The sequence below is a fragment of the Telluria sp. AZSoR62 genome, from assembly GCF_058111565.1.
Genome location: NZ_JBYTST010000005.1, coordinates 182,381 through 208,506, shown reverse-complemented (window position 1 = coordinate 208,506; position 26,126 = coordinate 182,381). Strand labels below are relative to the sequence as shown.

Sequence of the window (26,126 nt, the reverse complement as noted above, 5' to 3'; positions counted from 1 at the left end):
CTATCCCCGGTTTTATGCAGTTCGTCCCGCCTTTCCGACGTTTCGGCACATGTCGCTTGAGCGCGCGCGGCGCTTCGCTACACTTCTCCCATCGCCAGACAAACCCATATAAATGCTGGCGAAACCCGATATCGTGGACCGCGCGCACAGCAGTATGTCGCCGCACCGGTCCGACCTCAATCGCCCTTGAAAGGAAGACCGATCATGCGTACCAAACTGCTGCTGGCTGCCGCCGCCACCTTCATCACCTTCAGCGCAAGCGCCGCCCCGCAAGGCGCTGGCACCGAACGCGTCACCGTGGTGGGCGCGCAGGCCGCGCCCACCCAGATGGCGCCCTTCATGTTCGATCGCATGATGGGCCGCTACGAGCTGGACGACGGCCGCGTGCTGGAAGTCACCGGCAAGATCACCGGCAGGCAAAAGACGGTGTACGCCGACCTGGGCGACGGCCCGGTCGAGATCGTCCACATCGGCAAGGGCCGCTTCGTGGCGATGAACAAGGACGTGCGCTTCGCCTTCGAAGAACGCCGCCGCGTGGTGGACACGGTGCGCATCAGCACCGCCAACGGCCGCCGCCAGCTGGCCCTAGCCCAGCGCTGATCCGAAGCGCCCGGCCTGGTAGTCCTGGACGGCCTGCGCGATCTCCTCGCGGGTCGTCATGACGAACGGGCCGTGCGCCACCACCGGCTCGCGGATCGGCTCCGCATGGCCGAACACCAGCAGGGCATCGCTCTCGGCCCGGATCTCCAGGGCGCCGCCGGCTTCGTCCAGCTCGACCAGGTGCATCTGGCTGACCAGGTCCGCATGGTCGCCCACCTGCACCATGCCGCGCGCCACGTACAGGAACACGTTGCGCTGTTCCAGGTCCGTGAAGCGGATGCTGCCTCCGGCGCGCATCTGCAGCGTGCTCATGAACACGCCGGTCAGCGACTGTACCGGCCCCGTCCTTCCTTCCCACTCCCCCGCAATCAGGTTCATCGTCACCTTGCCGCCGTCGAGCTGCAGGGCCGGGATATCCTCGCACTGCAGGCCGGTATAGGCCGGCTCGCTCATCTTCAGGCGCGAGGGCAGGTTGACCCACAGCTGCAGGATCTCGATCGGCCCGCCGGTCGCCAGGAAAGCGCGCGGCGAGACTTCCGCATGCACGATGCCGCGCCCGGCCGTCATCCATTGCACGCCGCCGGCGTGGATGATGCTTTCGTGGCCGGCGTTGTCGCGGTGGGCCAGCATGCCTTCCAGGATGAAGGTGACGGTCTCGAAGCCGCGGTGCGGGTGCGGCCCGAAAGGCAGGCCGCGGTTGTGCGGCGGGTAGGTCTGCGGGCCGTGGTGGTTCAGGAACAGGAAGGGATCGATCTGCTCGAGGTGGTGCGAGGGCAGGGGACGCTGGGTGACCAGGTCGCCGATGTCGTCGCGCATTGCCGGGTGCACCCGGCGGACGGTTTTTGCGGTCATGGGGGCATGCTCATGGTGGGATCGGATGGCCTTCACCATACCCGATCGCGACGGCGCGCGCGCACACGCCTGTGCTAGACTTCTTGCGCTTTTGCAACCAGCGCTGAGCACCCGCGCTTACACAACCCGAGGCGGCGCCCATGATCAAGAAAACCCTGCTTGCCAGCCTGCTGCTGGCCTCTTTCGCCACTGCCAGCCTGGCGCCGGCAAGCGCCGCGGCCAGGCCGCCGAGCGAGGCCGCCGTCAAGACCGCCAAGTACGCGGTGACCACCTACCGCAGGGACCTGCTCGATACCCTGGCCAAGCTGGTGAGCTACAACACGGTGGCCGACAAGGCCGTCCCGTCCGACAGGAACCCGGTCCACATCGCCTTCAAGGAAGCCCTGAGGGCGGAAGCGACGCGCCTGGGCCTGGACTACACCGACCATGGCTGGACCGTGGTCATCGGCCTGGGCAAGGGCGAGGAGCGCGTGGGCGTGATCACCCACGGCGACGTGCAGCCGGTCGACGCCGGCAAGTGGAAGAAGTCGCCCTTCGTGCTGGACCGCACCAGCGAGCCGGGCAAGCTGCTGGCGCGCGGCGCCGAAGACGACAAGGGCCCGATCGCCACCGCCCTGTATGCGATGAAATCGATCCGCGACCGCGCCGTGCCGCTGTCCAAGCGCATCGAGCTGTATGTCTACATGGGCGAGGAGTCCGACTGGGGCCCGCTGACCGAATTCCTCAAGACCCACCAGCCGCCGCAGGTAAACATCACGCTGGACGCCGAATACCCGGCGGTGACGGCCGAGAAAGGGTCGGGCACGGTGGCGGTGACGATCCCGAAGCAGGGCGCGGCCATCCCGGCCGAGGGCGAGCCGCACCTGGCGCAGTTTGCCGGCGGCTTCTTCGGCAGCCAGATTCCGGAAGATGCGAGCGCCGTCATCGCCAACGCGACGCCCGAGATCGAAAAGCAGGTGCGCGCGCGCGGCGCGAAGCAGGAAGGCATGCAGTACAGCTTCAGCTGGGAAGGCACGAACCTGGCCGTGAAGGCCAAGGGCGTCTCGGCCCACTCGTCCAAGCCGGAAGACGGCATCAACGCGGTGAGCATGCTGGCCGATGCGCTGGCCGTGCGTCCCTGGGCCAACACGACCGCGGGCGGGGTGGTGAACTTCCTCAACGAGATGGTCGGCACCGGCATCCATGGCGAGAAGTTCGGCAACATCGCCTACCGCGACGGCTTCATGGGACCGATGACCTTTGCCCCGACCGTGCTGCGCCAGCGCGAGGACGGCATCGAGGTGTCGATCAACCTGCGCCGCCCGCAGGGCAAGAGTACCGAGCAGCTGACGGCGGAAGTCAACGCCGCGCTGGCACAGTGGCAGAGCCGCCAGCTGCCGCTGGCGAACGTCCTGGTCCGCATCAACGAGCCGTGGATCCAGAGGAGCGCACCGCACCTGCCGACGCTGATGGGCGTGTTCTCTTACTTCACCGGCATGAAAGACCCGAAGCCGGTGGCGATCGGCGGCGGCACCAACTCGCGCCTGTTCCCGGGCGCGGTGAGCTTTGGCCCGGGCATGCCGGGCAAGGTGTATACGGGCCACTCGGAGCACGAGTTCATCACCGAGAAGCAGTTGCTGCTGAACTTGCAAATGTACACGGCGGTGCTGGTGGAGCTGGCGAAATAGGGCGCGCGCAACGGATCGATGCCGCCTGGCGTGAGTCCGGCGGCATTTTTTACGTCCAGCACATTAGCAAATTGTTCAATCGCAATAAATAATTACTGTCGGAAATCTTTACATCAGGCACTATAATTTACTGATGAGAAATCATAAGCGCTTGATTCGGCGGCAGTTTTTCCTGCTGGCATGACAATTGCTCAGTAAGGGCTAACACCAACCTACCAGGATTGCCCCATGAAACTCACGCTCGCCACCGCCCTGTTCGCCCTCGCCGCCGTCGCCGGTTCGGCCAACGCCAACGTCCTCAAGAACGGCAACTTCGAAAGCGGCAGCGCCAACTGGGGCATCTCGGGCAACGCCGCCTTCGCCACCCAGACCCAGAGCGGCTTCTATTGGGGCGGTGGCAGCGTGGCCCAGAACGGCACCTATGCCGTGGCCTTCAACGGCGGCGACCGTTACGCGAACGGCATGCTGTGGCAGACCTTCGCTACCGTGGCCGGCCAGGCCTACACCTTGAGCTTCGACTACGGTTCGACCAGCCCATGGGCGCAGAGCATGAACTACGGTGTGTTCGAGACCGGCACCAACAAGTCGCTGGTCAGCGGCTTCGTGACCGACAACAACGTGGCCGGCCTGCTCAACACGTACCGCTTCAATTTCGTCGCGACCGGCGCCTCGAGCATCGTACGCTTTGCCGACGTCAGTACCAACAATTCGATCAGCAACGACGGCCTGCTCGACAACGTGCGCGTCGACGTGCCGGAACCGGCATCGCTGGCGCTGATTGGCCTGGGCCTGATGGGCCTGGGCCTCAAGCGCCGCCGCAAGGCCGCCTGATTACCCGCTCGACATGAACAGGCCGCATCCGCGGCAAAGCCGCCCCGCGCAAGCCGGGCGGCATTTTTTCGTTCGTCGCCCGGATGCTGCGGCGCATCCCGGGCACGAAGCTGCGCGGGCACCTACCCGATATGGCTGTTTTCACTCTGCCATTCCCACTCCCGGTTCGTAGGCGTATTGCTCGCCAAAACCTAGCAAAAATTCTGGTCCTGTTGTAGGACTGGGCTGACATGAGGGTCTGTTCCCGAAGGCCGAATATGCCCTTTCCCTAGGAGGCAAAGGGCGGCTTGCGCAGGGCGCTGCGGGGCTGCACCCTGGTGTCGTTGACGCGCGGAAAATGCGTCAATACCTTCAGGAAAATGTGGCGAATTCACCATGTTAGGATCGGTTTTACAACGTGGGCGAACCGGCTATGGCTGGTGCTCGCTCGCGCCGATTGCCGACATTTTTGGATGCCATGCACAGCAAAGATCTCAAGAAGCCGGACGGACGCAACATTACGCTCTACAGCAACCAGCCGATTCCGGACGGTATTACCGCACCCAGCCCGTTTGCCGAACCCCAGCATGCCAACCCGCACCTGCGCTGGCATCCGCTGCGCGGCGAGTGGGTGACCTACGCCGCCTTCCGCCAGAACCGCACCTACCAGCCGCCGCCCCAGTACAACCCGCTGGCGCCCATGAAGGACCCGGCGCATCCGACCGAGATGCCGGCCGGCGACTACGAGATCGCCGTGTTCGACAACCGCTTCCCTTCGCTGGCGCTGGAGTCGCATGACCCGCCCACGGTAACGGTGCCGAGCGCGCCTGCGAACGGCCATTGCGAAGTGGTGGTGTTCACCCAGCAGGCCGATGCGGCGCTGGCCGCGCTGCCGCTGTCGCGCATCGAGCTGCTGCTGGCGGTCTGGGGCGACCGTACCCGGCGCATCGGCACCCAGCCGCACATCCATTACGTGCTGCCTTTCGAGAACCGCGGCGCCGAGGTCGGCGTGACCCTGCACCATCCGCACGGCCAGGTATATGCCTATCCCTTTGTGCCGGCGGTGCCGGCGCGCATGCTGGCCCAGGAGCGCGAATATTTTCTCCAGCACGGCAGCAGCCTGCTGTGCAACATGGCGCGCGAGGAAGCAGCCGACGGCAAGCGCGTGCTCTACCAGGACGAGCATGCGATCGCCTTCGTGCCGGCCTGCGCGCGCTACCCCTACGAGGTGTGGGTGATGCCGACCGCGCCGTGCAAGGATTTCGCCGCGCTCACGCCGGCGCAGCGCGCCGGCCTGGCGCGTGCGCTCAAGACCGTGCTGCTCAAGTTCGAGACGCTGTGGAACCGGCCTTTCCCCTACCTGATGGCCTGGTACCAGGCGCCCACCGACGGCGGCGCCCATCCCGAGACCCAGCTGCATGCCCAGTTCTATCCGCCGTACCGCACCAAGGATCGCCTGAAATACCTGGCCGGCACCGAGCTGGCGGCGGGCATGTTCGCGATGGACGTGCTGCCCGAGACCACCGCCTACGAACTGCAGCAGGTGGAAGTGAGCCTGGACGAACTGGTGGAGGAGCACGGATGACTTCAAGTCCATCGCGCGCGGCCGAGGTCGCGGACAAGCTGGCGCTGCTGCGCTCGCACCTGGCGGCGGCCGATGCCGGTGCGCTGCGCCTGCGCGGCGTCGACTGGTTCGCCTGGATCACCGCGGGCGGCTCCAGCGCCGTGCTGCACACGACCGACCATGGCGTGGCCGAAGTTCTGGTCACGCATGACGAAGCCTGCATCCTGACCGATGCCATCGAGGCCGAGCGCCTGCGCGCCGAGGAAGTCCCCGATGGCTTTACCTTCCACGCCGAGCCCTGGACCGAGCCCGAGCTGCGCGAGCGCTATGTGCTCAACGCGGCGGCGGGCCGGGCGATCCTGTCGGACCGCCCGGAGGCCGGTACGGCATCGAACGAGCAGCCGCTGCCGAACGCGCTGCGCCAGCGGCGCCTGGTGCTGGACGCGGGCGAGCGCGAACGCTACCGCCTGCTCGGACGCGAAGCGGCCGAAGCGATGAGCGAGACGCTGCGCCAGGCGCGCCCCGACTGGACCGAATTCCAGCTGGCCGGCGCCGGTGCGCATGCACTCTGGCGGCGCGGCATCCACCCGGCGCTGGTGCTGGTGGCCGGCGAGCGGCGCCTGCCGGCCTGGCGCCATCCGGTGCCGTCGCACGACTCGATCGGCCAGCATGCGATGCTGGTGTTCTGCGCGCGCCGCCACGGCCTGTATGCCAACCTGACGCGTTTCGTTACCTTCGGCGCAGCGCCCGAGGACGAGCAGCGCGCGCTGATGGAAGTCGAGGCCACCGGCCTGGCGGCAGTCAGGCCGGGGATGTCGCTGTCGTCCGTGTATCACGCGCTCGACGCGGCCTACAAGCACGCCGACCGCGAGGCGGCGATCCGCGAGCACCACCAGGGCGGCATCACCGGCTACCGGGCGCGCGAGATCGTGGCCAGCCCGAGCACCGCCACCTTGCTCGAACAAGGCATGGCCTTTGCATTCAACCCGAGCTTCGCGGGCGTCAAGATCGAAGACACTTTCCTGCTCGGCCCGGAAGGGCTCGAGAATCTCACGTTCGACCCCGGCTGGCCGGCGGCGGACGTACATGGCCGCAAGCGGCCCCTTTGGCTGGAGGCGTAAAACATGCTCAATACCGACACCTTCTTCGGCGGCGCGCCGGAAGTGAACGCGTCGGCCCCCGGGCGCGTCAACCTGCTGGGCGAACATACCGACTACAACGACGGCTACATGCTGCCGGTCGCAACCCCGCAGCGCACGCTGGTGGCGATGAGCCGCAGCGGCGACGACCATTTCCATTTCTACTCGCCGACCTTCGACAACACCGTCACCTTCGCCTACGAGGGCAATGCGCCGCAGGGCTTCGGCAGCTATATCGAAGGCTGCATCCGGCTGGTGCAGGCGGAGGGCATCGAGGTGCCGCCGCTGCGCATCTATGTCGATACCAATCTGCCGGTAGGCTCGGGACTGTCCTCGTCGGCGGCGCTCGAGGTGGCGACCCTGCGCGCCATGCGCGCGCTGCTCGGCTTCGAACTCGACGACGTGAAGCTGGCGCAGATCGCCCAGCGCGCCGAGATCGAGTATGCGCACGTGAACTGCGGGATCATGGACCAGATGGCGTCGAGCCTGGCCGACGAGACCAGCATGCTGTTCATCGATGCACGCACGCTCGAACACCGCCTGGTGAAGATGCCGCCCGGGACCGAATTGATCGTGGTCGATTCGGGCATCGCGCGCAAGCTCGCCGCCAGCAAGTACAACGAACGGCGCGCCGAGTGCGAGGAAGCTTCGCGTAAGCTGGGCGTGCAGGCGCTGCGCGACGTGACCGACCCTGCGACCGTGGAGGACCTGCCGTCGCCGATGCGCGAGCGCGCCCGCCACGTGGTGCAGGAAAACCTGCGGGTGCTCGAAGCGGCGCGCGGCGTGAGCGCAGAGCGCTTCGGCGAACTGATGAACGCCTCGCACTTCAGCCTGCGCGACGATTACGAAGTCTCGATCCCCGAGCTGGACGATCTGTGCGAGGCTTTGCGCGCGCAGAGCGGCGTGCTCGGGGCGCGCCTGACCGGCGCCGGATTCGGCGGCGCCTGCGTGGCATTGTGCCGCGCAGGGCAGGCGCAACAAGCGGCCGCCGCCGCGCTGGCGGCCTACAACAAACATGGACGAGAGGGCCGGATCCTGGTTCCGGTCCCGACTGAACAGAAAGGACAACAATGAGTCAGTTTGAATACCCCCGTCCCCAGCTGGTGCGCGACAACTGGATCAACCTCAACGGACAATGGCGCTTCTGCTTCGACGACGAGCTGGCCTACCGGCTGCCGGACAACGCACCCGAGTGGACCCATGAGATCAATGTCCCCTTCGCGGTCGAAACGGAACTGAGCGGCATCCAGGACACGGGCTTCCACCGCGCGGTCTGGTACGAGCGCGAGTTCGACCTCGCCCCGAACGACAAGCGGACCATCCTGCATTTCGGCGCGGTCGACTACAGCGCCCGCGTCTGGGTCAACGGCCGCCTGGTGGTCGAGCACGAGGGCGGCCACACGCCCTTCCAGGCCGACATCACCGGCGCCATGAACGACAACGGCAGGCAGGTCGTGACCATCTTCGTCGAAGACGACCCGGCCGACCTGGCCAAGCCGCGCGGCAAGCAGGACTGGCTGCTCGAGCCGCACTCGATCTGGTATCCGCGTACCACCGGCATCTGGCAGACGGTCTGGGTCGAGCAGGTGGAAGACACCTATATCGCCTCGCTGCGCTGGACCCCGATCTTCGAAACCTATGAAATCGGCTGCGAAGTGTTTGCCGCCGGCCATACCCACCAAGACCTGTTCGTCGAGGTCAAGATCTGGCACGGCGAGCAATTGCTGGCAGACGATTACTACAAGCTGCTGGGCGGCGAAGCCAACCGCAAGATCGCACTGTCCGATCCCGGCATCGACGATTCCCGCAACGAAATCCTGTGGAGTCCGGAGCGCCCGACGCTGCTCGACGCCGAGGTCACGCTGCGCTGCGGCGACCAGATCCTGGACCGCATCCGCTCGTACACGGCGCTGCGCTCGGTCTCGATCAACCGCGACCGCTTCATGCTCAATGGGAGGCCTTACCAGCTGCGCCTGGTGCTCGACCAGGGCTACTGGCCCGAATCCTTCATGACGGCCCCCTCGGACGCGCACCTCAAGCGCGACGTGGAACTGGTCAAGCTGATGGGCTTCAACGGCGTGCGCAAGCACCAGAAGATCGAGGACCCGCGCTTCCTGTACTGGGCCGACAGGCTGGGCCTGCTGGTATGGGAAGAAATGCCGTCGGCCTACCGCTTCAGCTCGCGGGCCATCACGCGCATGGTGCGCGAATGGACCGAGGCGATCCAGCGCGACTACAGCCACCCCTGCATCATCGTGTGGGTGGCCTTCAACGAGTCCTGGGGCGTGCCGAACCTGACCCTGACCCAGGCGCATCGCAATGCCGTCGAGGCGCTGTACCACCTGACGCGCACGCTCGATTCGACGCGGCCGGTGATCGGCAATGACGGCTGGGAAGCGTCGGCCACCGACATCCTCGGCATCCACGACTACGACTGCGATCCGGAAAAGGTGCAGGCGCGCTATGCGGTCACCGATCCGGTGCGTACCCTGTTCGACCAGCGGCGTCCCGGCGGCCGTATCCTGACGCTGGACGGCTTCCCGCACCGCGGCCAGCCGATCGTGCTCACCGAGTTCGGCGGCATCGCCTACGATCCGAAGCAGGATCCGGATGCGGACAAGACGACCTGGGGCTATTCGCGCGCGCATACCGCCGAGAGCTATTCGTCGCTCTACCGCAGGCTGCTGCAGGTGGTGAACGAAACCTTCATGTTCAGCGGCTTCTGCTACACGCAGTTCACCGATACCTTCCAGGAAGCGAACGGCCTGCTCAATGCAGACCGCACGCCGAAGCTGCCGCTGGACGTGATCAGCGCCGCCACGCGCAACGTGCCGCTGCGCAAGAAGGATATCGAGACGGAAGGCGATGGCTTGCCGGGCGGGACAGGCATGCCCTGAGCGCAGCAGCGCTGCGGGCTGCGAAGGCGCACCCCGCCGGGGATGCGCCTTCGACTGAATCGCAAGAACGCGCACCGCATGGTGCGCGTTTTTTTTGGCGTGCGAGGATCGGTGAACAACCCCGGCAGGCGGCGTGAGCCCGGCAGGCAGCCGGCATGGCACGGCCGCTGCCAGGCCCCGCATGCTGCATGCCTGGGCTGGCGGAATCAGCGCTGGATGACGCCGCTGGTCACGTTCACGCGGTCGCCGCTGCGGAAGTCGGGCGTGGTGTTCTGGGTGACCACCTGGGTGCTGCCGTCGTCCATGCGCACGGTCACGCGGTAGGCGTTGGCGCTGCCGGAGGCGCCGGACGTGCCGCTCGCACCGGTGCTGCCCGAGCTGCCCGAGCTGCCTGCACTGCCGCTGGCGCGCGGGATCACCTCGATGGCCAGCACGGTGCTGTTCGGGCTGGCGCTGGCGCTGGTGGCAACGCCGGTCTGCGCGCCGGTGCTTCCCATGCTGCCGGTGCTGCCGGTGCTGCCCGTGCTGCCGGTGCTGCCGCTGGCGCCCGAGGTACCCGACTGGTCCCAGCCGGTCGAGCCGGTGCTGCCGGTCGTGCCCGAGCTGCCCGAGCTGCCGGAGGTGCCGGAGGTGCCCGAGCTGCCGCTGGCGCCCGAGCTGGTGCCGGAGGTATCGGTAGCGCTGCTGGAAGTGCCGGTGCCGCTTGCGCCGCCGGTGCTGCCTGACATGCCGCTGCTGGTAGACGAATCGCCGCTCCTGTCGCCCGTGCCGGCGCACCCGGAGAGGCCCAGCGCCACAGCCAGCAAGCCCGCCAGGATCACGCTCTGGTGTTTTTGCTTCATGATTAACTCCTTGTAATGGATGTTCAGTGGGATGCGTGACGATGCAGCGTGCCACCTCTGGTAAGAGGCGGGAAGCGCGTCAGCGTTCCAGCTGAACCGGGTTAAACCTGAGCTGTATCAACAAGGCCATGAGGCCGGCGGATTTTTCCGGAAACCGGTTGTCAGCGCGGGCGTGCCGGGTCGCGCTGCGGCAGGACCATGGCCAGCAGGGTGCTGGTCAGCAGGGCGGCAGTGACGTCCACCATCCAGTCGCGTATGTCGCCCGAGCGGTAGGGCAGGAAGCTTTGCACCAGCTCGTCGCCGGCGCCCATCAGGGCGATCGCCAGCACGGCCTTGGCGGCGCGCACCGGGCCGCTTCCCGTGCTGCCGAGGAACCACAGCAGGGTGAGGAAGGCATAGGTCAGGCCATGCAGCACGACGCCCGTCGCGTATTCGCCGATCTCGGCGCGCGCTCCGGGGATGGAGCCGGCGACCAGCACGCCTGCATACACCACCAGGGCAAGCTTGATGCGGGCGCTGCGCAGGCGGGGGTCGAGCAGCAGACGGGACAGGATGGCGGGCATGCGTTCAGCGTGTTGGCAAACGCCAACGATACCATGCCGCCCGGCTATCCGGCCACACCCGTCCTGCTGATCAGATCGTCAGCGCCGGCGTGCCGTTGGTGTAGTGCGCGTCGAAACAGCTTTCGCAATCGGCGCAGAAGAGGTGTGCCGTGCGCACACAGGTCTGGCGCAGCACGAGCTTGAGATGGGTGTGCTGGCATTTGGGGCAGATCTCGCGCACGCTGCCGAAGGTCAGCAAATCCAGCGGCATGCTCGCATCATCGGGCTGGTCGATGACGGCCAGGGGATTGAGTTCGACGAGCACCAGGTTGCCGTCGACCTCGTGGCGGCGGCACCTGACTGGCTCTGGGGGATGCGTATAGGTCTCGGATGCACGTAAACTCATGGACAGGCTCCCGTTATCGTGTTGTCCGGCGCCCTACGGATGAGAAAAAGCAGGGCGGGAGCTTCATCATAGCCAAATCTGGCGCAGCTTCAAGCCCCTTGGCCGCATTTATATTGGTATGTTGTACGTGCGAAAAAAATGCCCGTCAGGAGCTGACGGGCACAACCCAAGATCTGGCCAAGAGACGCGTGTTCGGTTGGTGTGTTGCAGCGGGTGCAGCACACCTGCTGGGATCACGCATATCGGTTGCGTGTATCGCAGTTGATTCAAAGTATATGGGCTTATTGTGACCAGGCCGTGACCTGGATCAAACGTGAGCGGCGGCTGGCGAACCCTTCTGCTAGAGCGTGATCTCAACAAGGTCGCGCAGGATGCGCGCCGCCCGGACTTGCAGCGGTATTTTCTAACGGGCAAAAAAAAGCCCGCTCGAGGCGGGCTTAAAACTATTTTCTTGGAGGAGAATAGTGGAGACAGGGGCGATTATGTTGCGTCGCCAAATATATGTCCAATTGCATATTCTGATACCAGACATTGATATTTCGCATATCTCCTGTTGATTCCTCAGCCGGCGGCGTTTATTCGCGTACCGGAACCGTGTAGTTCAGCGCCATGCGTCCGCCGTCGGCATACAGGGTCTGGCCGGTCATGTACGAGGCATCGCTGCTGGCCAGGAAGGCGGCGATCGAGGCGATCTCTTCCGGCTCGCCGCAGCGGCCCAGCGGCGTGCGCGACAGGATGGTGTGGCGTGCTTCCGGGCTGCCGAGCACGGCTTTTTTGGCCAGTTCCGTCAGGATCGTGCCGGGGCCGATGGCATTCACGCGGATGCCGTGCTGGGCCAGGCTGATGGCGCTCACGCGCGTGAGCTGGTTGACGCCGCCCTTGGACACCACATACGGCACCTGGTTCGCGATGGTGAGCTCGGCGTTGACGCTCGACATATTGATGATGCAGCCGCTCTGGCGTTTCACCATCTCGCGGGCGGCCGCCTGGCTGCACAGGAACATCGATTTCAGGTTAATCCGCAACACGCGGTCGAAATCCTCCTCTTCCAGGTCGAGGAAATCGGCCGCATGGGTCACGCCGGCATTGTTGATCAGGATATCGACCTGACCGAAGGCAGCCAGCGTGGCGGCGATCATGGCGTCGACTTCGGTCTTGATGCCGACGTCGGCCTGGTAGAAGCGCGCAGCCTCGCCCAGTTCGGCGGCGGCGGCGGCGCCTTCCGGGCGGATATCGACGAGCATCACGCGCGCGCCTTCCTGCACCAGGCGCTGGGCGCAGGCCAGGCCGATGCCCTGGCTGGCGCCGGTGACGATCGCGGTTTTGTTGGCTAGTCTCATGGCAGGCTTTCTTCTTGGGCAAAGCGGCAATTGTAGCGAGCTTGCGGCCACGCCTGCAGCTTTTACTCAGCTGCCGGGCAAATTGCCCCTACGACCTCAGGCTGGCAGCCTGGCCACGACCTTGATTTCGAACTGAAAACCGTACAGCCAGGTCACGCCGACCGCCGTCACCGTGGGGTAGGGCGCCTCGCCCCAGTATTCCTTCAGCACGAGGTCCCAGATAGTCTGGAAAGTCGACTCCGGATTCACGATGAAGAGGTTCACGTCCTGGACATCAGCGAAACTGCAGCCGGCGGCGGCAAGGATGGCGTTGAGGTTCTCGAATGCGCGCCGGACCTGCGCTTCCAGGCCGGGTTCGGGGGAACCGTCCTCGCGGCTGCCGACCTGTCCGGAGACGAACAGCAGGCCGCCCGCGCGCACGGCGGGCGAATACCGGTTCTGTTCATAGAGGGCCTGGCGGCCCGGGGGAAATACCACATCGCGTGTTGTCATCGTCTGCTCCCTTGGTTGATCCGCCCGGTCAGGCGGCAAGGAACAGCTTAGTCCCGCCGCTTGCTGCGATAAACCAGCAAGTTCCATCAAGATTGTTTGTACAATCCAAACAATTACGGGAGAGACGAGCATGGATAAACTGGATGCGATGCGGGCATTCGTACGGGTGGTCGAAGCGGGCAGCTTTACCAAGGCGGCCGAGACCCTGCACCTGAACCGGGCCAGCGTGACCCAGCTGATCCAGGAACTGGAAACGCGCCTGCGGGTCAAGCTGCTGAACCGCACCACGCGCAAGGTCAATGTCACGGCCGACGGCGCCGTGTATTACGAGCGCATCACCGGGGTGCTGGCCGAGCTGGACGAGGCCGAGACGAGCCTGCCCGGCACGTCGTCGGCGCCGCGGGGACAGTTGCGCGTGGACGTGCCCAGTCCGCTCGCCACGCTGATCCTAGTGCCGGCCTTGCCGCGCTTCCACGCGCGCTACCCCGACATCCAGTTCGACATGGGCGCCAGCGACCGCAAGGTCGACCTGGTCACCGACAAGATCGACTGCGTGGTGCGCGGCGGCGCCATTACCGACCTGTCGCTCACGGCGCGCCGTGTGGCCGAACTCAAGCTCGGCGTGTATGCCTCGCCTGCCTATCTCGCCGCCGCCGGCACCCCGCGGCACCCGCAAGACCTGGACGGCACGCAGCACCGGATCGTGCGTTTCCGCTGGTCCGGCAGCGGCAACGGCTTTCCTTACGTGCTGCGCCATGGCGACACCGAGCTGAGCTTGCAGGGGCGGCACATCCTGTCGATCGACGACGGCAACGCCTACCTGGCGGCTGGGCTGGCGGGCCTGGGTGTGTTGTGGCTGCCCGACTACATGGCGCGCGAGCACGTGGCCGCCGGAAGATTGTTGCCGCTGTTCGAACAATGGCAGAGCGACCCGATGCCGCTCTACATCGCCTATCCGCAGAACCGGCACATCAGCAAGGCCTTGCGGGCCTTCATCGACTGGGTCGTCGAGGTGATGGCGGAACATGCCTCTGCGGGGCGCGGAGCAGGGTAGGCAAGCGCGGCCGCACGTGCGGCTGGCGCCGCCGATCCGTGTTCAGGAAGCCAGGTCGCGCAGGACATCTTCCGTGCTGCGCACCTCGGCATATTCACCGTGCAGATTCGCCAGCGCCATCAGGTGCACGTCATCGGCGCTGCGCCATGTTCCGCCGAAATCCTGCTTCTCGAAGGCGAAGGTGGCGTCCGCTACCACGGTAGTGGCAAAGCCCAGGTTGCCGGCCGTGCGGGCGCTGGCTTCGACCGAATTATTCGTGCTCACGCCGACGATCACGACCCGGCGGATGCCGCGCGCATGCAGCCAGCGTTCCAGTCCGGTATTCACGAACGCGTCCGGCACATTCTTCTCGACCACGTGTTCCTGCGCCAGGGGCTGGAAACGCGCCTGGAATTCGACCCCCGCCTGCCCGGGAGCGAACACCGACGAGGGCGAGCGGCTGATGTGGCGCACGCACACGACCGGATGCCCGCCGCCGCGCCAGGCGGCCAGCAGGCGGGCGATATGGTCTTCCGCGTCCGGGTTGTTACGTGCCGGCAGGCTATCGAAGCGCATGCCCTGTTGCATGTCGACGAGGATCAAGGCGGCTGGCTGGTCCATGGTCTTCCTGTCAGTTGGGCGCATGGCCGACATGCTTGTAGTAGAAGGTGGTCGCGCACAATTCGCCGTCCGGCATCAGGGCATAGTCCGGCACCATGCCCACCCGCTGCCAGCCCGCACGCTCGTACAGGCGCGCGGCGCCCGCATCGGCGGTGTCGAGCACCAGCACGCTCTTGCCTTGCGCACGCGCCGCGTCTTCCACCGCCTGGACCAGGCGCTGGCCGATGCCGCCTTTGCGGGCGCGCCGGTGCACCAGCAGCTTGGCGACGTCGGCGCGGTGCGGCTGGTTCTCGGGCATCGCGGTGAGCAGCTGGACGCTGCCGGCGATGCCGTGCTCGTCCTCGGCCACCAGCAGCGTGCGCTCGCCGCGGGCCACGCCATCGGCCACGTCCTGCCAGAAGCGCAAGGCGGTGTCGCGCTGCATCGGCAGCATGAAACTGACCGAGGCGCCGCCTTCGACGCAGTCGAGCAGCAGGTCGGACAGTTGCGCGCTGCAGCTTGCCGCCTCGCGCGCATCGAGCCGGCGTACGGAAAACGGGGAAGGCATTCTTCTCTCCTTGGAAATGCGCGTTGGCCCATGCCGGGGAGGCCAGGGCAGCGCGGACAGGAAGAATGATAGAACAGAAAGCAATCTGGGCGGCCGCATTGCGCCCATCCGGCGCCTGGCAAGCATGGCGCGGTGGGCGGCAAGGGGCAGAGGGCTTACAGCATCAGCGGCTTGTCCGGCAGTTCATTCGCGCGCGAGCCATTGGCCGGGAAGTGCTGCCGCAGCAGTTCGTTCACCTGCTTGATGGCCGCCAGCGTGGCGTCATGGAACTGGCCTGCCTTGAAGCCGTCGGTCATGGTGCGGCACACCGCCTGCCAGGTGGCGCTGTCGATCTTGCGGTCGATGCCGCGGTCGGCCACGATGTCCACCTTGTGCTCGGCCAGGTTGACGTAGATGAGCACGCCGCAATTGTCTTCGGTATCCCACACGCCATAGTCGGCAAACAGCGCCAGCGCGCGCTGGCGGTTGGTCACGCCGTCCCAGGCCTCGTCGAAGGGTAGCGCCTTTTCGACGATCAGGCGCACTTCGCCGCGGTGGGTCTGTTCGCCGGCCGTGATCGCTTCGCTGATCGCGCCCAGCGTCGTTTCAGGGAAGGCACGGGTGGCTTCCGCCTTGCTGCTGGTGAGGTGGCGCCATGCGCGGCTGAATCGTTGTCCGATACCCATTACCAATCTCCCGAGGCGCCGCCGCCATCAAAACTGCCGCCACCGCCGGAAAAGCCGCCGCCACCGAATCCGCCACCGCCACCGCTGAAGCCGCCGCCGCGGCCCATGCCGCCCAGGACATTACCCAGGATGATGCCGGTCGCGACATTGCCCAGGCCACTACTGCTGCGGCCCCAATGATTCGGGGACAGCCTGCTGCGGCGCGGCCGGAAGATCGACCTCACCAGAAAAAAACCCATCACCAGTGCGAGTATGCCAAACATCGAAAAACCTCCTCCTCCGTTATCCTGCTGGAGCTGGCTCGGCGGCACCTGGCGCTGTGCCGGAGCCGGGAAGGCTTCCTTGTTCAGCAGCGTGGCGATGGCGCCGACGCCAGCGACTAGTCCTTCGTAATACTGGTTCTGGCGAAAATGCGGGGCGATCACGTTTTGCAGGATGCGTTTCGATTGCGCATCCGTCAGAACGCCCTGCACCCCGCGTCCAGCCTCGATGCGCAGCCTGCGCAGCGCGCTGGGGTTGTCGCGCGCAACCATCAGGAGCACGCCGTCGTCGACGCCCTTGCGCCCCAGCTTCCACGCGTCGGTCACGCGGATGCTGTACTGCTCGATCGCTTCCGGCTCGGTCGACTTGACCAGCAGCACGGCGATCTGGCTGCCCGTGCGGGCTTCGTAATCGGCCAGCACCGCCGTGAGCCGCTCGCGCTGGGCGGCGTCGAGCATGCCGGCTTCGTCGACCACGCGGCCGCTCAGGGCCGGCACCGGCTTGAGCTGGGCCAGGGCCGGGCTGGCCAGCGCGACGGCCAGCAGCAAGGCCCAGAGCGGGCGCAGGAAGGAGCCCTGGAAAAGCGCGCTGAACATTATTTGCCGAAGTCGACGGTCGGGGCAGTCGAGATCGCTTTTTCGTTCTCGACCGTGAACGACGGCTTGGTCTCGTAGCCGAAGATCATGGCGGTCAGGTTGTTCGGGAACTGGCGCACCGTGACGTTATAGTCCTGCACGGCGGCGATATAGCGCTGGCGCGCCACGGTGATGCGGTTTTCCGTGCCTTCCAGCTGCGACTGCAGCTCGCCGAAGCGGGCATCGGCCTTCAGGTCGGGATATTTTTCCGAGACCATCATCAGGCGCGACAGTGCGCCGGACAGTTCGCCCTGCACCTGCTGGAACTTCTGGAAAGCAGCCGGGTCGTTCAGCACTTCCGGGGTGATCTGGAAGCTGGTGGCGGCGGCGCGCGCACGGGTTACGGCCTCGAGCGTTTCGCGCTCGTGGTTGGCATAGCCCTTGACGACGTTCACCAGGTTGGGGATCAGGTCGGCGCGGCGCTGGTACTGGTTGACCACTTCGCCCCAGGCCGCCTTGGTGGCCTCGTCCTTGGTCTGGAAGGCGTTATAGCCGCAGCCCGACAGGAGCGAGCCGGTAAGGATGGCCAGCACCAGGGTACGGGTCCAACGAGAGAAGAGAGTAAAGGTCATGATTGATAATCCGCGGCAAGTTGTCGAATAATCAAAATATACATGATGTAAAGATCTTCTGGCGCATCAACGGCTCGCGGGACGGTCCCCGAGGCCGGCAGGTACAATATTGGGTTTGCAATAACCGACCGACAAGGGGCCTAGAGTGAATTTCATCGACAAACTGTCCGCCGCATGGACCCGCAACGATTCGCTGCTGTGCGTCGGGCTCGACCCCGACCTGGTGCGTTTTCCCGCCCACTTGCAGGGGCAGCCGGACGGCATCGTTCAGTTCTGCAGGGCCATCATCGACGCCACCGCCGACCTGGCCTGCGCCTTCAAGCCGCAGATCGCGTACTTCGCGGCGCTCGGCGCCGAGGACCAGCTCGAGGAAATCTGCAGCTACCTGCGCACGAACTATCCGCACATCCCGCTGGTGCTCGACGCCAAGCGCGGCGACATCGGCGCCACCGCCCACCAGTACGCGCGCGAAGCCTTCGAGCGCTATGGGGCGGACGCGGTGACGGTCAATCCCTACATGGGCTTCGATTCGGTCGAGCCTTACCTGGAGTGGGCGGACCGCGGCGTGATCGTGCTGTGCCGCACTTCGAACGCCGGCGGCTCGGACCTGCAATTCCTCGACGTGGGCGGCCGCCCGCTGTACCAGCACGTGGCGCAGCTGGTCGCGGACAAGTGGAACCGCAACGGCCAGCTGGCGCTGGTGGTGGGCGCGACCTTCCCGGAAGAAATCGCCGAGGTGCGCAAGCTGGTGGGGGACATGCCTTTGCTGATCCCGGGCGTGGGCGCGCAGGGCGGGGATGTGGAAGCGACCGTCAAGGCCGGGCGCACTGCCGGCGGAACCGGGATGATGATCAATTCGTCGCGGGCGATCCTGTATGCGGCGCCGCAGGAGGGGGAAGATTTTGCGGCGGCGGCGCGGCGGGTGGCGCGGGAGACGCGCGACGCGATCAATGCGGCGCGGGGGTGAACCGGGCAGGTGGTTTGCTGGTAACTCGGATCCCGGCGCAGGCCGGGATCCGCGTTCCTTGAGCCGCCGCTAGCGTACCGGAGCGCAGCGCGAACGGCCTCAATACCGCTCCGGCGCAATCAACTCCACATAGTCATACAACGCGCCCAGGATGGCCTCGGCGCGTTCGTCCGCCGTCTCCGACAGCGCATCGATTTCCCCGAACAGCTGGTCCACCGTGCGCGCACCGCCCGCGCCGTCGAACAGGCGCGCCGCGCGCTGCTCTTCCCATTGCTGCGCTTCCTCGGGCGACAAGGTCTGCGGGAAGTTGCGTGCGCGGTAGCGGAAGAACAGTTCGCCCAGGCGCTCGTCCTCGAACGAGGGACGCATCCCGGCCAGGGCCGCCGGTTTCTCGTGGCGCAGCGATTCGAGCTTGCGGCGGTCGCCGTTGCCCACGAAACCGCCATACAGGTCTTCGTCCACGTCCACATCGAGGGTCGGGGCCGGTTTCTGGAATACCTGGGCCCAGATCGCCGTCATGTTGCGTCCGTTCGCCGCCAGCGCCGCATGGGCGCGGCCGCGCTCGAGGTCGATGTCCCAGCGGGCGGCCGCGGCAGGCTGCAGGGTCTTGAGGTTCCCGACCAGCATGGGCGACTTGTTCAGGTGCACGCTCTTGATCGGCAGGCGCGTCACGCCCTCGGGCAGGTCGGCGCTGCGGGTGAACATGCGCAGGCGGATGGTCTCGACGTCGAGCGTGAACAGTTCGGACGGATCGTGGCGGCAGTCCCATACCAGGATCTCGTTCTTGTTGGTCGGGTGCTGGGCCAGCGGCCAGACCAGGCCCAGGCAGCCGTATTCGACCGGGAACATGCCGGACACGTGCAGGAAAGGCTGGCGCTGGCTCGGCTCCAGGTGCAGGCCCATCTCGGCGGCGACCCGATCCTTGCGGCGCAGCTCGAGGCAGAAGTCGAACAGCTTCGGCTGCTTTTGCCGGATCAGGCGCGCCAGCGCGATGGTGGCGCGCACGTCCGACAGCGCGTCGTGCGCCGCCTCGTGCACCAGGCCGTTGGCGGTGGTCAGGTGCTCCAGCCGGAAGCTGGGCTTGCCGTCTTCGCGCGATGGCCATTCGATGCCGTCCGGGCGCAGCGCATACACCATGCGCACCACGTCCAGCAGGTCCCAGCGGCCGCAGCCGTTCTGCCACTCGCGCGCGTAGGGGTCGATCAGGTTGCGCCAGAACAGGTGGCGCGTGACCTCGTCGTCGAAGCGGATCGTGTTGTAGCCCACGCCGATGGTGCCGGGCTCGCTGAAGGCGGCCTCGATCTTGCGGGCGAACTCGTGCTCGGGCACGCCGCGCTCCAGGCAATCCTGGGGCGTGATACCGGTGATGAGGCAGGATTGCGGGTCCGGCAAAAAGTCCGGCGCCGGCTGGCAGTACAGCATGAGCGGCTCGCCGATCTCGTTGAGCTCGGCGTCGGTGCGGATGGCGGCGAACTGGGCCGGGCGGTCGCGGCGCGGGACCGCGCCGAAGGTTTCATAGTCGTGCCAGAGGAAGGTATGCGTGCTCATGTATTGTTATGGTTTTCGCCGCGACGGCGGCGGGCAGGCGCCATGGTGGCACAGAATCGGCGCGCCGTCAGCCGTCGGGACAGCCCCTTTGCGCTGGATACGGCTTCAGACGCTGACGCGGTCGCGTCCGGCTTCCTTGGCGCGGTAGAGGGCGGCATCGGCGGCCGCCACCAGCGCGTGCTCGTCGCCGCTGTCGGCCAGCGTGGCCACGCCGAAGGAGCCAGTGATATGGGGCATCGGCAGGCGCATGTCGGGGAAGACCATGGCCGCGCGCAGGCGCTCGGCCAGGCGCTCGGCCACCATCTCCGCCAGGCCCAGGTGGGTATCGGGCAAGACCGCCATCAATTCTTCGCCGCCATAACGCACAGCAAAGTCGGAGGGGCGCAGCGAATCGCGGATCACGCTGGCGGCGCTCGACAGGGCCGCGTCGCCGGCAACGTGGCCGTGGGTGTCGTTGAAGCGCTTGAAATGGTCGAGGTCGATCATGATGACCGACAGCGGGCTGCCGTCCTGGTGGGCGCGGGCGGCGAGCTTGGGCAGCATTTCATTGAGCCAGGCGCGGTTGTAGAGGCCGGTCAGGGCGTCGTTGAGCGAGAGCTGGCGGTAGAACTCGCCGAGCTTCTGGCGCCGGCGCAACAGGACATTGGCGGCGCGCACCCGGAAGGACAGCAGGCGCAGCAGGTTGCGCGCCAGAACGTTCGAGCGGTCTATCAATTGCCACACCAGTTCGGGCTCGATCACCAGCAGTTCGCAATCCTCGAGCGCGGTCATCGCCGCCAGGTTCACGGCGTCGTCCAGCACGGCCTGCTCGCCCACGCTTTCGCCCGGCAATACCCGCGTGATCCCACTGTCTTCATGGCCGCTATGCGCATCCGGCGCCACTTCCAGCGAGCCCGACAGCACGATATACAGGCGTGCGCGCAAGCCGTCCTCGACCTGCTGGCCGGCGGCCAGGTGCACGATCGCACAAGGGGCGAGCGCCTTTGTTACGGCCGGGTCGTCGGCGTCGCGGAATAATTGGAGGTCGCGCACGGCGTAGCGCGATGCACCAAAGGTGCCGATCGGGTTCACGGGGTCTCGGGGAAGAAATGTCATTACGTCCTGGAATGATAACCCATTGCAATAGATGAGCGCGGACTGGCGTTCCATAAACAACAGTGGTCCAATGGCGGCCATGACGACTTTTTCTTCACCCCACCTGGTCGACGCCGTCGGCCACCAGCACCTGCCTGCGGCGGGCGCCCGCATCGTGTCCCTGGTCCCCTCGATTACCGAGCTGCTGTGCGATCTGGGCCTGGCCGGACAGCTGGCCGGCCGCACCGGCTTTTGCATCCATCCGCGCGCGGCGGTGGAAGCCATCCCGAAGATCGGCGGCACCAAGGATGTGAACATCGAGAAGATCCGCAAGCTCGCACCGACCCATCTGGTCGTGAACATCGACGAGAACGAGAAGCCGACGGTGGAAAAACTGGCCGGGTTCGTGCCCAACATCGTGGTCACGCATCCCTTGGTTCCGCGCGACAACCTGGCGCTGGCGCGGCTGATGGGCGGAATCTTCGGCCGGGAGGAAGCGGCGGAAAGCTGGTGCGCCGCCTTCGAGCAGGAATACGCGGCCTTGCGCGCCTTGCCCCCGGCCCCGACGCGCACGGTGCTGTACTGCATCTGGCAGGATCCGTGGATGAGCGTGTCCAGTCACACCTATATCGCCGCCATGCTGGCGGAACTGGGCTGGAGCGTGCCGGACCTGGGCGCGGCGCGCTACCCGCGCTTCGACTGGTCCGAGGCGCTGGCCGGCCAGCTCGATGCGGTCCTGCTGTCCACCGAGCCCTACCGGTTCACGGAAGCGCACGCCGATGCACTCGAGAAGCAGCTCGGCATCCCGGTCTTCCTGGTCGATGGTGAAATGATGTCGTGGTACGGCAGCCGGGCGCTGGCAGGTTTGCGCTATCTGCGCGAACTGAGGGCGATGGTGGAAGGCGGAGCAGGGTGACGAAACGCACGCCCAGGAGCCGGGCGTGCGCGTGAAACGGGATTACTCGTCGGTCAGGTGCTTGTCGGACAGCGGATCGATGTCTTCGCCAACGGCAACCGCGGCCGGGGCATGCTTGTTCTTGTCCGCCAGGCGGCCGAGGGCGCTGTCGAGGGCGCGGGCCAGCTTGCCGCCGGCATTCTTGATCGACTGGTGCAATTCCACCGAGTGCTCATGGACGACGATCGGCTGGTAGCCGCTGACGCGCGCTTCCATCATGCAATAGTTGCCGCCGTCGGCATGCTTTTCCTTGTTCTCATTGCTCAGGTGCACGTCCACGCGGGTGACCTGCTCGCCGAAACGGCCGATCGAGCTCTGGACCACGGATTCCACGTGTTCGTCCAGGCCCTGGTGTTTTTCGATGGTGTTGTCGGTGTTTACGTTGATTTGCATAAGATCGCTCCTGTTGTCATAACAACTACATCTTACATGCGGCGTGCATTTTGCCGCGTCCCGTTATGACACGTGGGGTCGCCCTGCCAGGTTGCAAGGCCGATCAGATTGCTATCCTGCTCTTCTTTTCAGGGCTGCGCCAGGTCCGCTTCGGTGGTGAAGGCATCGGCAAAGAACTCCTCTTCCGGCAGGGCGCACTGCGCCACGTAGTCGCGCCGCGCGGAATCGACCATGACGGGCGCGCCGCAGGCATAGACCTGGTGGCTTGATAGGTCCGGCAGGTCCTGCATCACGGCCGCATGCACGTAGCCGGTGCGGCCCTGCCACGCGTCTTCCGGCAGCGCATCCGAGATCACCGGCACGTACTGGAAGTCGGGCAGGGTGGTTTCCCAGGCGCGGCACAATTCGTCCATGTACAGGTCTTGCGGCCGGCGCCCGCCCCAGTACAGGCGCACGGGGCGCGTCGACTTCAGGTGCATCAGGTGCTCGACCAGCGCCTTGACCGGCGCGAAGCCGGTGCCCGAGGCCAGCAGCACGATCGGCTTGTCCGATTCCTCGCGCAGGAAGAAGGTGCCGAGCGGGCCTTCGAAGCGCAGGATGTCGCGTTCCTTCATGGCGCCGAAGACGTGGTCGGTGAACAGGCCGCCGGCCAGATGCCGGATATGCAGCTCGAGCGGGCCGCTGAACGAGGGCGCGCAGGCGATGCTGTAGGCGCGGCGCTTGCCGTCCTTGAGCAGGAATTCCACGTACTGGCCGGCGCGGTAGGCCAGCGCCTCGTTGGCCGGCAGCTGCAGCGTGACGATGGCCACGTCCGGCGCCGCCTTGCGGATGCCGGCGACGCGGGTCGGCATCTTGCGGATCGGGTATTCCGAGCTGCCGCCCACTTCGCGCGCCTCGATCACCAAATCGCCTTCCGGCACGGCGCAGCAGAACAGCGACATGCCGGCGGTTTTCTCGACCTCGCCCAGGGCGCGCTGCTGGTGCGGCTTGTGCTGCACGGCGCCGTCGAGCACCTTGCCCTTGCAGGAACCGCAGGCGCCGTTCTTGCAGCCGTACGGCAGGCCGATGCCGGCGCGGATGGCGGCGGAGAGAACGGTTTCATCGGCCTCGCAGGTGAACTGGTGGCCGCTAGGCTGGACGGTGATCTGGAAGGTCATGCGGTGGCTATGGTTAAGGCCCGCGCGGGCAGGCGGTGATCGGGAAAATGGGTGGTGCGACAGGGCGGTATTCTACACCGACGGTCCCTACGCCGCGCCACGCCAGCCGGGCAGGGCGTCCTGCTGCACGCGGCGCCACACGCCGTGCTACATTGTGGCGCCCTGGACTTTCCTTCGCTTCCCATGATCCGCTCTGCTGCATTCAACCGCCCGCGCCTGCTCATCGTCGGCTGCGGCGACGTCGGCATGCGCGTGCTGCCGCTCGTGCGCGGGCGCTGGCGCGTGTTCGCCCTCACCAGCCAGCCCGAGCGCCGCGCCATACTTCGCGCCGCCGGCGCCGTGCCCATCGTGGCGGACCTCGACCGCCCGGAGACCCTGGGACGGCTGCGCGGCCTGGCCGACTGGGTGCTGCACCTGGCCCCGCCCCAGCCGGACGGCATGGAAGACCGCCGCACGCGCCACCTGGTCGCGGCGCTCGGGCCGGCCGCGCGCCTGGCCTATGTCAGCACCAGCGGCGTGTACGGCGACTGCGGCGGCGAACTGGTGCGCGAATCGCGCCCGGTGGCGCCGAAGAATGGGCGCGCGTGGCGCCGCGTGGATGCCGAACGCGTGCTGCGGGCCTGGGCGCTGGTCAACGGCGCGCGCCTGGCCATCCTGCGCGCGCCCGGCATCTATGCCGCCGACCGCCTGCCCCTGAAGCGCCTGGAGCTGGGCACGCCCGCTTTGCGGCCGGAAGACGACGTCTACACCAACCATATCCACGCCGACGACCTGGCGCGCATCGCCGTCCAGGCCCTGTTTCGCGCGCGCGGCGGGCGCGTGCTGCATGCGGTGGACGACACGCGCATGAAGATGGCCGACTATTTCGATGCGGTGGCCGACGCCTTCGGCATGCAGCGCCCGCCGCGGCTGGCGCGCGCCGCACTCCAGGAGGTGGTCACGCCCACGCTGCTGTCGTATATGTCCGAGTCGCGCCGGCTGGACAATACGCGCCTCAAGCGCGAGCTGCGCATGCGGCTGCGCTATCCCGACGTGGCGGCGGCGCTGCGGACCTTCTCCGGTACAATCGCGGACCGAAAAGGACACTGAAGGAGTACCCAAGCATGACCTATGAAGAATACCTCGACGAAGTCACCACGCTGATCGTCGAAAAATACGGAATCACCGAAGCTGCCGCGATCAAGATCGTGGTGGTCGCGCAGGACAAGGAATTCTTCGTGCCGCACGACGACAAGCCCGAGATGCGCACCATCGACCAGGCCCATTTGGATGCGCGCGCGCTGTTCGAGGCGAGCGGCCAGGCCAAGGTCGTACCGGGCAAGAAGAAGAAATAAACAAAGCCGGCGCCGCGACCTGGGTCGCTGCACCGGCCGGCAGGACAGGCCGGTTCAGGCAGCGAAGGGCAGCGGCTTGCCCGGTGCGGCGCACTAGGCCGTTGCTTCGTTGGCGCTTGCGCCGCAGGCTTTGCCGGGCGCTGCGCACCAGGCATCGGCCGAAGCGTCGAGCTGCTTGCCCGGCGCTGCGCACCAGGCGCTGGCATCGATCTTCGCGGCCAGCTTCTTGCCCGGCGCCGCGCACCAGGCGGTCGCTTCGAACTGCGCATGCAGTTTCTTGCCGGGCGCCGCGCACCATGCGCCGGCCACGGCGCTGCGCATGGCCAGCTGCTTGCCCGGCGCCGCGCACCATGCGGTGGCTATGCCCTGCGCTTGCTTGCCAGGCGCCGCGCACCAGGCGGCGTCGTTTGCACCCTGCTGCTTGCCGGGCGCCGCGCACCATGCCGCGTCGTTGGCGCTTTCCAGCTTCTTGCCCGGGGCTGCGCACCAAGCGGCGGCTTGCAGTTTCTCGCCGGGAGCGGCGCACCAGGCTGCGGCCGGCTTGCCCGGCGCGGCGCACCAGGCACTGGCGTCGAGCGCGCCCTGCAGTGGCTTGCCGGGGGCAGCGCACCAGGCCGGCTGGTTGGCGGCGACGGCGCCGAACTCCGCTTCGTAGATGGTGCGCATGCGCTCGCCGGCCTGCACCTGTTCGCCCTCTTCGGCGCCCGCGCCCATCCCGACGTACGGATAGTGGTGCAGGAAGTAGCCGAACACCTGCTGGCAATCGCGGGCGTATTTCATGGTGTCGAGGATGTGGTAGTGCCAGAAGGTGTCCACGTCGACGGTTGGGGATGCGCCGGCATCCGGGTATTTCTTCATCAGGAACAGGAAGCGGCGGTATTCCGCTTCGACTGCGCTGGCCCGCATCATGGACCAGCCTTCGCCGGATTCCAGGTGCATCAGCTTCATTTTGATCGGGGCAAGATCGAGCGTTTCAAATGCTGCGAATTCGGTAGTCGACATGATTGTTCACCTTTTGTTTTGATATGTTTATCAAGGCATTTCTAATTATCCCTAGTGGTGGAGCGGTGCTTCAGAAGATCCCTCCTGCTTGACTGTGCGGATTAATCGGAAGCCAAGGCTTTCATCTTGACCGGTGGCAGTGATAAGAATTGTCCTGCGTGCGGTCATGTTTAATGTTGAGTTCGCTCAAGCAAGAAACTGCTGTGCAGAA

28 protein-coding genes are annotated in these 26,126 nt (G+C 66.2%); 12 read left to right on the top strand and 16 right to left on the bottom strand.

The window, feature by feature from the left end:
- Nucleotides 1-204 precede the first annotated feature (204 nt).
- Nucleotides 205-600, top strand: coding sequence for a hypothetical protein (locus AC3XQU_RS10455; RefSeq protein ID WP_489874090.1), 396 nt, complete (start codon nt 205-207; stop codon nt 598-600).
- Here the strand turns inward: AC3XQU_RS10455 and AC3XQU_RS10450 are convergent.
- Nucleotides 586-1,452 (bottom strand): pirin family protein, encoded by an 867-nt coding sequence (locus AC3XQU_RS10450; protein WP_489874089.1) that lies wholly within the window; start codon nt 1,450-1,452, stop codon nt 586-588. The genes AC3XQU_RS10455 and AC3XQU_RS10450 overlap by 15 nt on opposite strands.
- 140 nt (nt 1,453-1,592) lie before the next feature.
- Between AC3XQU_RS10450 and AC3XQU_RS10445 the strand changes: the two genes are divergently transcribed.
- The 6 genes from AC3XQU_RS10445 (at nt 1,593) to AC3XQU_RS10420 (ending at nt 9,529) form a co-directional block, all read left to right on the top strand.
- Nucleotides 1,593-3,119, top strand: coding sequence for a dipeptidase (locus AC3XQU_RS10445; protein WP_489874088.1), 1,527 nt, complete (start codon nt 1,593-1,595; stop codon nt 3,117-3,119).
- A gap of 228 nt (nt 3,120-3,347) precedes the next feature.
- Nucleotides 3,348-3,950 carry a PEP-CTERM sorting domain-containing protein gene (locus AC3XQU_RS10440; RefSeq protein WP_489874087.1) on the top strand — a complete coding sequence of 201 codons (603 nt, stop codon included), beginning with the start codon at nt 3,348-3,350 and terminating at the stop codon, nt 3,948-3,950.
- A 457-nt stretch (nt 3,951-4,407) separates the two neighbouring features.
- Nucleotides 4,408-5,514: a galactose-1-phosphate uridylyltransferase gene (galT, locus tag AC3XQU_RS10435; RefSeq protein ID WP_489874086.1), complete on the top strand. Its 1,107-nt coding sequence runs from the start codon at nt 4,408-4,410 to the stop codon at nt 5,512-5,514.
- On the top strand, nt 5,511-6,614 hold the full coding sequence (locus tag AC3XQU_RS10430; RefSeq protein WP_489874085.1) for a M24 family metallopeptidase: 1,104 nt from the start codon (nt 5,511-5,513) through the stop codon (nt 6,612-6,614). Before galT ends, AC3XQU_RS10430 begins: the two co-directional genes overlap by 4 nt.
- Before the next feature lie 3 nt (nt 6,615-6,617).
- A complete protein-coding gene (gene galK, locus AC3XQU_RS10425; protein WP_489874084.1) occupies nt 6,618-7,706 on the top strand; it encodes a galactokinase in 1,089 nt (362 codons plus the stop codon).
- The gene (locus AC3XQU_RS10420; protein WP_489874083.1) at nt 7,703-9,529 is read left to right on the top strand and encodes a glycoside hydrolase family 2 protein; all 1,827 of its coding nucleotides are present in this window, start codon (nt 7,703-7,705) and stop codon (nt 9,527-9,529) included. Before galK ends, AC3XQU_RS10420 begins: the two co-directional genes overlap by 4 nt.
- Before the next feature lie 206 nt (nt 9,530-9,735).
- Here AC3XQU_RS10420 and AC3XQU_RS10415 read toward each other — a convergent pair whose 3' ends face one another.
- From AC3XQU_RS10415 to AC3XQU_RS10395, 5 genes are all read right to left on the bottom strand, one after another.
- The gene (locus tag AC3XQU_RS10415) at nt 9,736-10,371 is read right to left on the bottom strand and encodes a hypothetical protein (RefSeq protein WP_489874082.1); all 636 of its coding nucleotides are present in this window, start codon (nt 10,369-10,371) and stop codon (nt 9,736-9,738) included.
- Between the two features lie 161 nt (nt 10,372-10,532).
- Nucleotides 10,533-10,934, bottom strand: coding sequence for a VanZ family protein (locus tag AC3XQU_RS10410; RefSeq protein WP_489874081.1), 402 nt, complete (start codon nt 10,932-10,934; stop codon nt 10,533-10,535).
- Between the two features lie 70 nt (nt 10,935-11,004).
- Entirely contained in the window at nt 11,005-11,319 is a 315-nt protein-coding gene (locus AC3XQU_RS10405; protein ID WP_489874080.1) for a hypothetical protein, read from the bottom strand.
- A gap of 575 nt (nt 11,320-11,894) precedes the next feature.
- Nucleotides 11,895-12,659 (bottom strand): SDR family NAD(P)-dependent oxidoreductase, encoded by a 765-nt coding sequence (locus AC3XQU_RS10400; RefSeq protein WP_489874079.1) that lies wholly within the window; start codon nt 12,657-12,659, stop codon nt 11,895-11,897.
- Nucleotides 12,660-12,755: 96 nt separating this feature from the next.
- The gene (locus tag AC3XQU_RS10395) at nt 12,756-13,151 is read right to left on the bottom strand and encodes a RidA family protein (protein ID WP_489874078.1); all 396 of its coding nucleotides are present in this window, start codon (nt 13,149-13,151) and stop codon (nt 12,756-12,758) included.
- A 130-nt stretch (nt 13,152-13,281) separates the two neighbouring features.
- Here AC3XQU_RS10395 and AC3XQU_RS10390 point away from each other — a divergent pair, with 130 nt between their 5' ends.
- Entirely contained in the window at nt 13,282-14,205 is a 924-nt protein-coding gene (locus AC3XQU_RS10390) for a LysR family transcriptional regulator (protein WP_489874077.1), read from the top strand.
- A 42-nt stretch (nt 14,206-14,247) separates the two neighbouring features.
- On the opposite strand, the gene AC3XQU_RS10385 is transcribed toward AC3XQU_RS10390, so the two are convergent.
- The 5 genes from AC3XQU_RS10385 to AC3XQU_RS10365 all read right to left on the bottom strand — a co-directional run bounded on the left by AC3XQU_RS10385 (nt 14,248) and on the right by AC3XQU_RS10365 (nt 17,485).
- Nucleotides 14,248-14,805, bottom strand: a complete 558-nt coding sequence (locus AC3XQU_RS10385; protein ID WP_489874076.1) for a cysteine hydrolase family protein — start codon at nt 14,803-14,805, stop codon at nt 14,248-14,250.
- Nucleotides 14,806-14,815: 10 nt separating this feature from the next.
- Nucleotides 14,816-15,352 (bottom strand): GNAT family N-acetyltransferase, encoded by a 537-nt coding sequence (locus tag AC3XQU_RS10380; RefSeq protein ID WP_489874075.1) that lies wholly within the window; start codon nt 15,350-15,352, stop codon nt 14,816-14,818.
- A 155-nt stretch (nt 15,353-15,507) separates the two neighbouring features.
- Nucleotides 15,508-16,017, bottom strand: coding sequence for a TPM domain-containing protein (locus tag AC3XQU_RS10375; RefSeq protein ID WP_489874074.1), 510 nt, complete (start codon nt 16,015-16,017; stop codon nt 15,508-15,510).
- Nucleotides 16,017-16,874 carry a TPM domain-containing protein gene (locus tag AC3XQU_RS10370; RefSeq protein WP_489874073.1) on the bottom strand — a complete coding sequence of 286 codons (858 nt, stop codon included), beginning with the start codon at nt 16,872-16,874 and terminating at the stop codon, nt 16,017-16,019. The genes AC3XQU_RS10375 and AC3XQU_RS10370 overlap by 1 nt, the downstream gene beginning before the upstream one ends.
- Complete coding sequence (locus AC3XQU_RS10365; protein ID WP_489874072.1) at nt 16,874-17,485, bottom strand: LemA family protein; 612 nt, start codon at nt 17,483-17,485, stop codon at nt 16,874-16,876. The genes AC3XQU_RS10370 and AC3XQU_RS10365 overlap by 1 nt, the downstream gene beginning before the upstream one ends.
- Nucleotides 17,486-17,630: 145 nt before the next feature.
- Between AC3XQU_RS10365 and pyrF the strand changes: the two genes are divergently transcribed.
- A complete protein-coding gene (gene pyrF, locus AC3XQU_RS10360; protein ID WP_489874071.1) occupies nt 17,631-18,452 on the top strand; it encodes an orotidine-5'-phosphate decarboxylase in 822 nt (273 codons plus the stop codon).
- Nucleotides 18,453-18,551: 99 nt separating this feature from the next.
- Here the strand turns inward: pyrF and sbcB are convergent, their stop codons facing one another.
- Both sbcB and AC3XQU_RS10350 read right to left on the bottom strand, forming a co-directional pair.
- Nucleotides 18,552-20,000: an exodeoxyribonuclease I gene (gene sbcB, locus AC3XQU_RS10355; RefSeq protein WP_489874070.1), complete on the bottom strand. Its 1,449-nt coding sequence runs from the start codon at nt 19,998-20,000 to the stop codon at nt 18,552-18,554.
- 105 nt (nt 20,001-20,105) lie between these two features.
- Nucleotides 20,106-21,071: a GGDEF domain-containing protein gene (locus AC3XQU_RS10350; protein ID WP_489874187.1), complete on the bottom strand. Its 966-nt coding sequence runs from the start codon at nt 21,069-21,071 to the stop codon at nt 20,106-20,108.
- A 103-nt stretch (nt 21,072-21,174) separates the two neighbouring features.
- Here AC3XQU_RS10350 and AC3XQU_RS10345 point away from each other — a divergent pair, with 103 nt between their 5' ends.
- Nucleotides 21,175-21,990: a helical backbone metal receptor gene (locus tag AC3XQU_RS10345; protein WP_489874069.1), complete on the top strand. Its 816-nt coding sequence runs from the start codon at nt 21,175-21,177 to the stop codon at nt 21,988-21,990.
- Nucleotides 21,991-22,032: 42 nt separating this feature from the next.
- Here the strand turns inward: AC3XQU_RS10345 and AC3XQU_RS10340 are convergent, their stop codons facing one another.
- Nucleotides 22,033-22,422 (bottom strand): HPF/RaiA family ribosome-associated protein, encoded by a 390-nt coding sequence (locus AC3XQU_RS10340; protein ID WP_489874068.1) that lies wholly within the window; start codon nt 22,420-22,422, stop codon nt 22,033-22,035.
- Nucleotides 22,423-22,550: 128 nt separating this feature from the next.
- Nucleotides 22,551-23,579, bottom strand: coding sequence for a CDP-6-deoxy-delta-3,4-glucoseen reductase (locus AC3XQU_RS10335; protein ID WP_489874067.1), 1,029 nt, complete (start codon nt 23,577-23,579; stop codon nt 22,551-22,553).
- 183 nt (nt 23,580-23,762) lie between these two features.
- Between AC3XQU_RS10335 and AC3XQU_RS10330 the strand changes: the two genes are divergently transcribed.
- Nucleotides 23,763-24,668 (top strand): Rossmann-fold NAD(P)-binding domain-containing protein, encoded by a 906-nt coding sequence (locus AC3XQU_RS10330; protein WP_489874066.1) that lies wholly within the window; start codon nt 23,763-23,765, stop codon nt 24,666-24,668.
- A gap of 14 nt (nt 24,669-24,682) precedes the next feature.
- Nucleotides 24,683-24,913, top strand: a complete 231-nt coding sequence (locus AC3XQU_RS10325) for a hypothetical protein (RefSeq protein ID WP_489874065.1) — start codon at nt 24,683-24,685, stop codon at nt 24,911-24,913.
- A 93-nt stretch (nt 24,914-25,006) separates the two neighbouring features.
- Here the strand turns inward: AC3XQU_RS10325 and AC3XQU_RS10320 are convergent, their stop codons facing one another.
- Complete coding sequence (locus AC3XQU_RS10320; RefSeq protein WP_489874064.1) at nt 25,007-25,915, bottom strand: glycine-rich domain-containing protein; 909 nt, start codon at nt 25,913-25,915, stop codon at nt 25,007-25,009.
- Nucleotides 25,916-26,126: the final 211 nt, after the last annotated feature.

Excerpts from the sequence above, each read along its gene's own strand:
- AC3XQU_RS10345 (WP_489874069.1), top strand. The coding sequence starts at position 21,175 with ATGACGACTTTTTCTTCACCCCACCTGGTCGACGCCGTCGGCCACCAG.
- AC3XQU_RS10370 (WP_489874073.1), bottom strand. The coding sequence starts at position 16,874 with ATGTTCAGCGCGCTTTTCCAGGGCTCCTTCCTGCGCCCGCTCTGGGCC.
- AC3XQU_RS10325 (WP_489874065.1), top strand. The coding sequence starts at position 24,683 with ATGACCTATGAAGAATACCTCGACGAAGTCACCACGCTGATCGTCGAA.
- AC3XQU_RS10330 (WP_489874066.1), top strand. The coding sequence starts at position 23,763 with ATGATCCGCTCTGCTGCATTCAACCGCCCGCGCCTGCTCATCGTCGGC.
- AC3XQU_RS10335 (WP_489874067.1), bottom strand. The coding sequence starts at position 23,579 with ATGACCTTCCAGATCACCGTCCAGCCTAGCGGCCACCAGTTCACCTGC.
- AC3XQU_RS10380 (WP_489874075.1), bottom strand. The coding sequence starts at position 15,352 with ATGCCTTCCCCGTTTTCCGTACGCCGGCTCGATGCGCGCGAGGCGGCA.
- galT (WP_489874086.1), top strand. The coding sequence starts at position 4,408 with ATGCACAGCAAAGATCTCAAGAAGCCGGACGGACGCAACATTACGCTC.
- AC3XQU_RS10375 (WP_489874074.1), bottom strand. The coding sequence starts at position 16,017 with ATGGGTATCGGACAACGATTCAGCCGCGCATGGCGCCACCTCACCAGC.
- sbcB (WP_489874070.1), bottom strand. The coding sequence starts at position 20,000 with ATGAGCACGCATACCTTCCTCTGGCACGACTATGAAACCTTCGGCGCG.
- AC3XQU_RS10440 (WP_489874087.1), top strand. The coding sequence starts at position 3,348 with ATGAAACTCACGCTCGCCACCGCCCTGTTCGCCCTCGCCGCCGTCGCC.
- AC3XQU_RS10455 (WP_489874090.1), top strand. The coding sequence starts at position 205 with ATGCGTACCAAACTGCTGCTGGCTGCCGCCGCCACCTTCATCACCTTC.
- AC3XQU_RS10415 (WP_489874082.1), bottom strand. The coding sequence starts at position 10,371 with ATGAAGCAAAAACACCAGAGCGTGATCCTGGCGGGCTTGCTGGCTGTG.
- AC3XQU_RS10340 (WP_489874068.1), bottom strand. The coding sequence starts at position 22,422 with ATGCAAATCAACGTAAACACCGACAACACCATCGAAAAACACCAGGGC.
- AC3XQU_RS10405 (WP_489874080.1), bottom strand. The coding sequence starts at position 11,319 with ATGAGTTTACGTGCATCCGAGACCTATACGCATCCCCCAGAGCCAGTC.
- AC3XQU_RS10400 (WP_489874079.1), bottom strand. The coding sequence starts at position 12,659 with ATGAGACTAGCCAACAAAACCGCGATCGTCACCGGCGCCAGCCAGGGC.
- AC3XQU_RS10365 (WP_489874072.1), bottom strand. The coding sequence starts at position 17,485 with ATGACCTTTACTCTCTTCTCTCGTTGGACCCGTACCCTGGTGCTGGCC.
- AC3XQU_RS10395 (WP_489874078.1), bottom strand. The coding sequence starts at position 13,151 with ATGACAACACGCGATGTGGTATTTCCCCCGGGCCGCCAGGCCCTCTAT.
- AC3XQU_RS10385 (WP_489874076.1), bottom strand. The coding sequence starts at position 14,805 with ATGGACCAGCCAGCCGCCTTGATCCTCGTCGACATGCAACAGGGCATG.
- AC3XQU_RS10430 (WP_489874085.1), top strand. The coding sequence starts at position 5,511 with ATGACTTCAAGTCCATCGCGCGCGGCCGAGGTCGCGGACAAGCTGGCG.
- AC3XQU_RS10445 (WP_489874088.1), top strand. The coding sequence starts at position 1,593 with ATGATCAAGAAAACCCTGCTTGCCAGCCTGCTGCTGGCCTCTTTCGCC.
- galK (WP_489874084.1), top strand. The coding sequence starts at position 6,618 with ATGCTCAATACCGACACCTTCTTCGGCGGCGCGCCGGAAGTGAACGCG.
- AC3XQU_RS10390 (WP_489874077.1), top strand. The coding sequence starts at position 13,282 with ATGGATAAACTGGATGCGATGCGGGCATTCGTACGGGTGGTCGAAGCG.
- AC3XQU_RS10450 (WP_489874089.1), bottom strand. The coding sequence starts at position 1,452 with ATGACCGCAAAAACCGTCCGCCGGGTGCACCCGGCAATGCGCGACGAC.
- AC3XQU_RS10320 (WP_489874064.1), bottom strand. The coding sequence starts at position 25,915 with ATGTCGACTACCGAATTCGCAGCATTTGAAACGCTCGATCTTGCCCCG.
- AC3XQU_RS10420 (WP_489874083.1), top strand. The coding sequence starts at position 7,703 with ATGAGTCAGTTTGAATACCCCCGTCCCCAGCTGGTGCGCGACAACTGG.
- AC3XQU_RS10410 (WP_489874081.1), bottom strand. The coding sequence starts at position 10,934 with ATGCCCGCCATCCTGTCCCGTCTGCTGCTCGACCCCCGCCTGCGCAGC.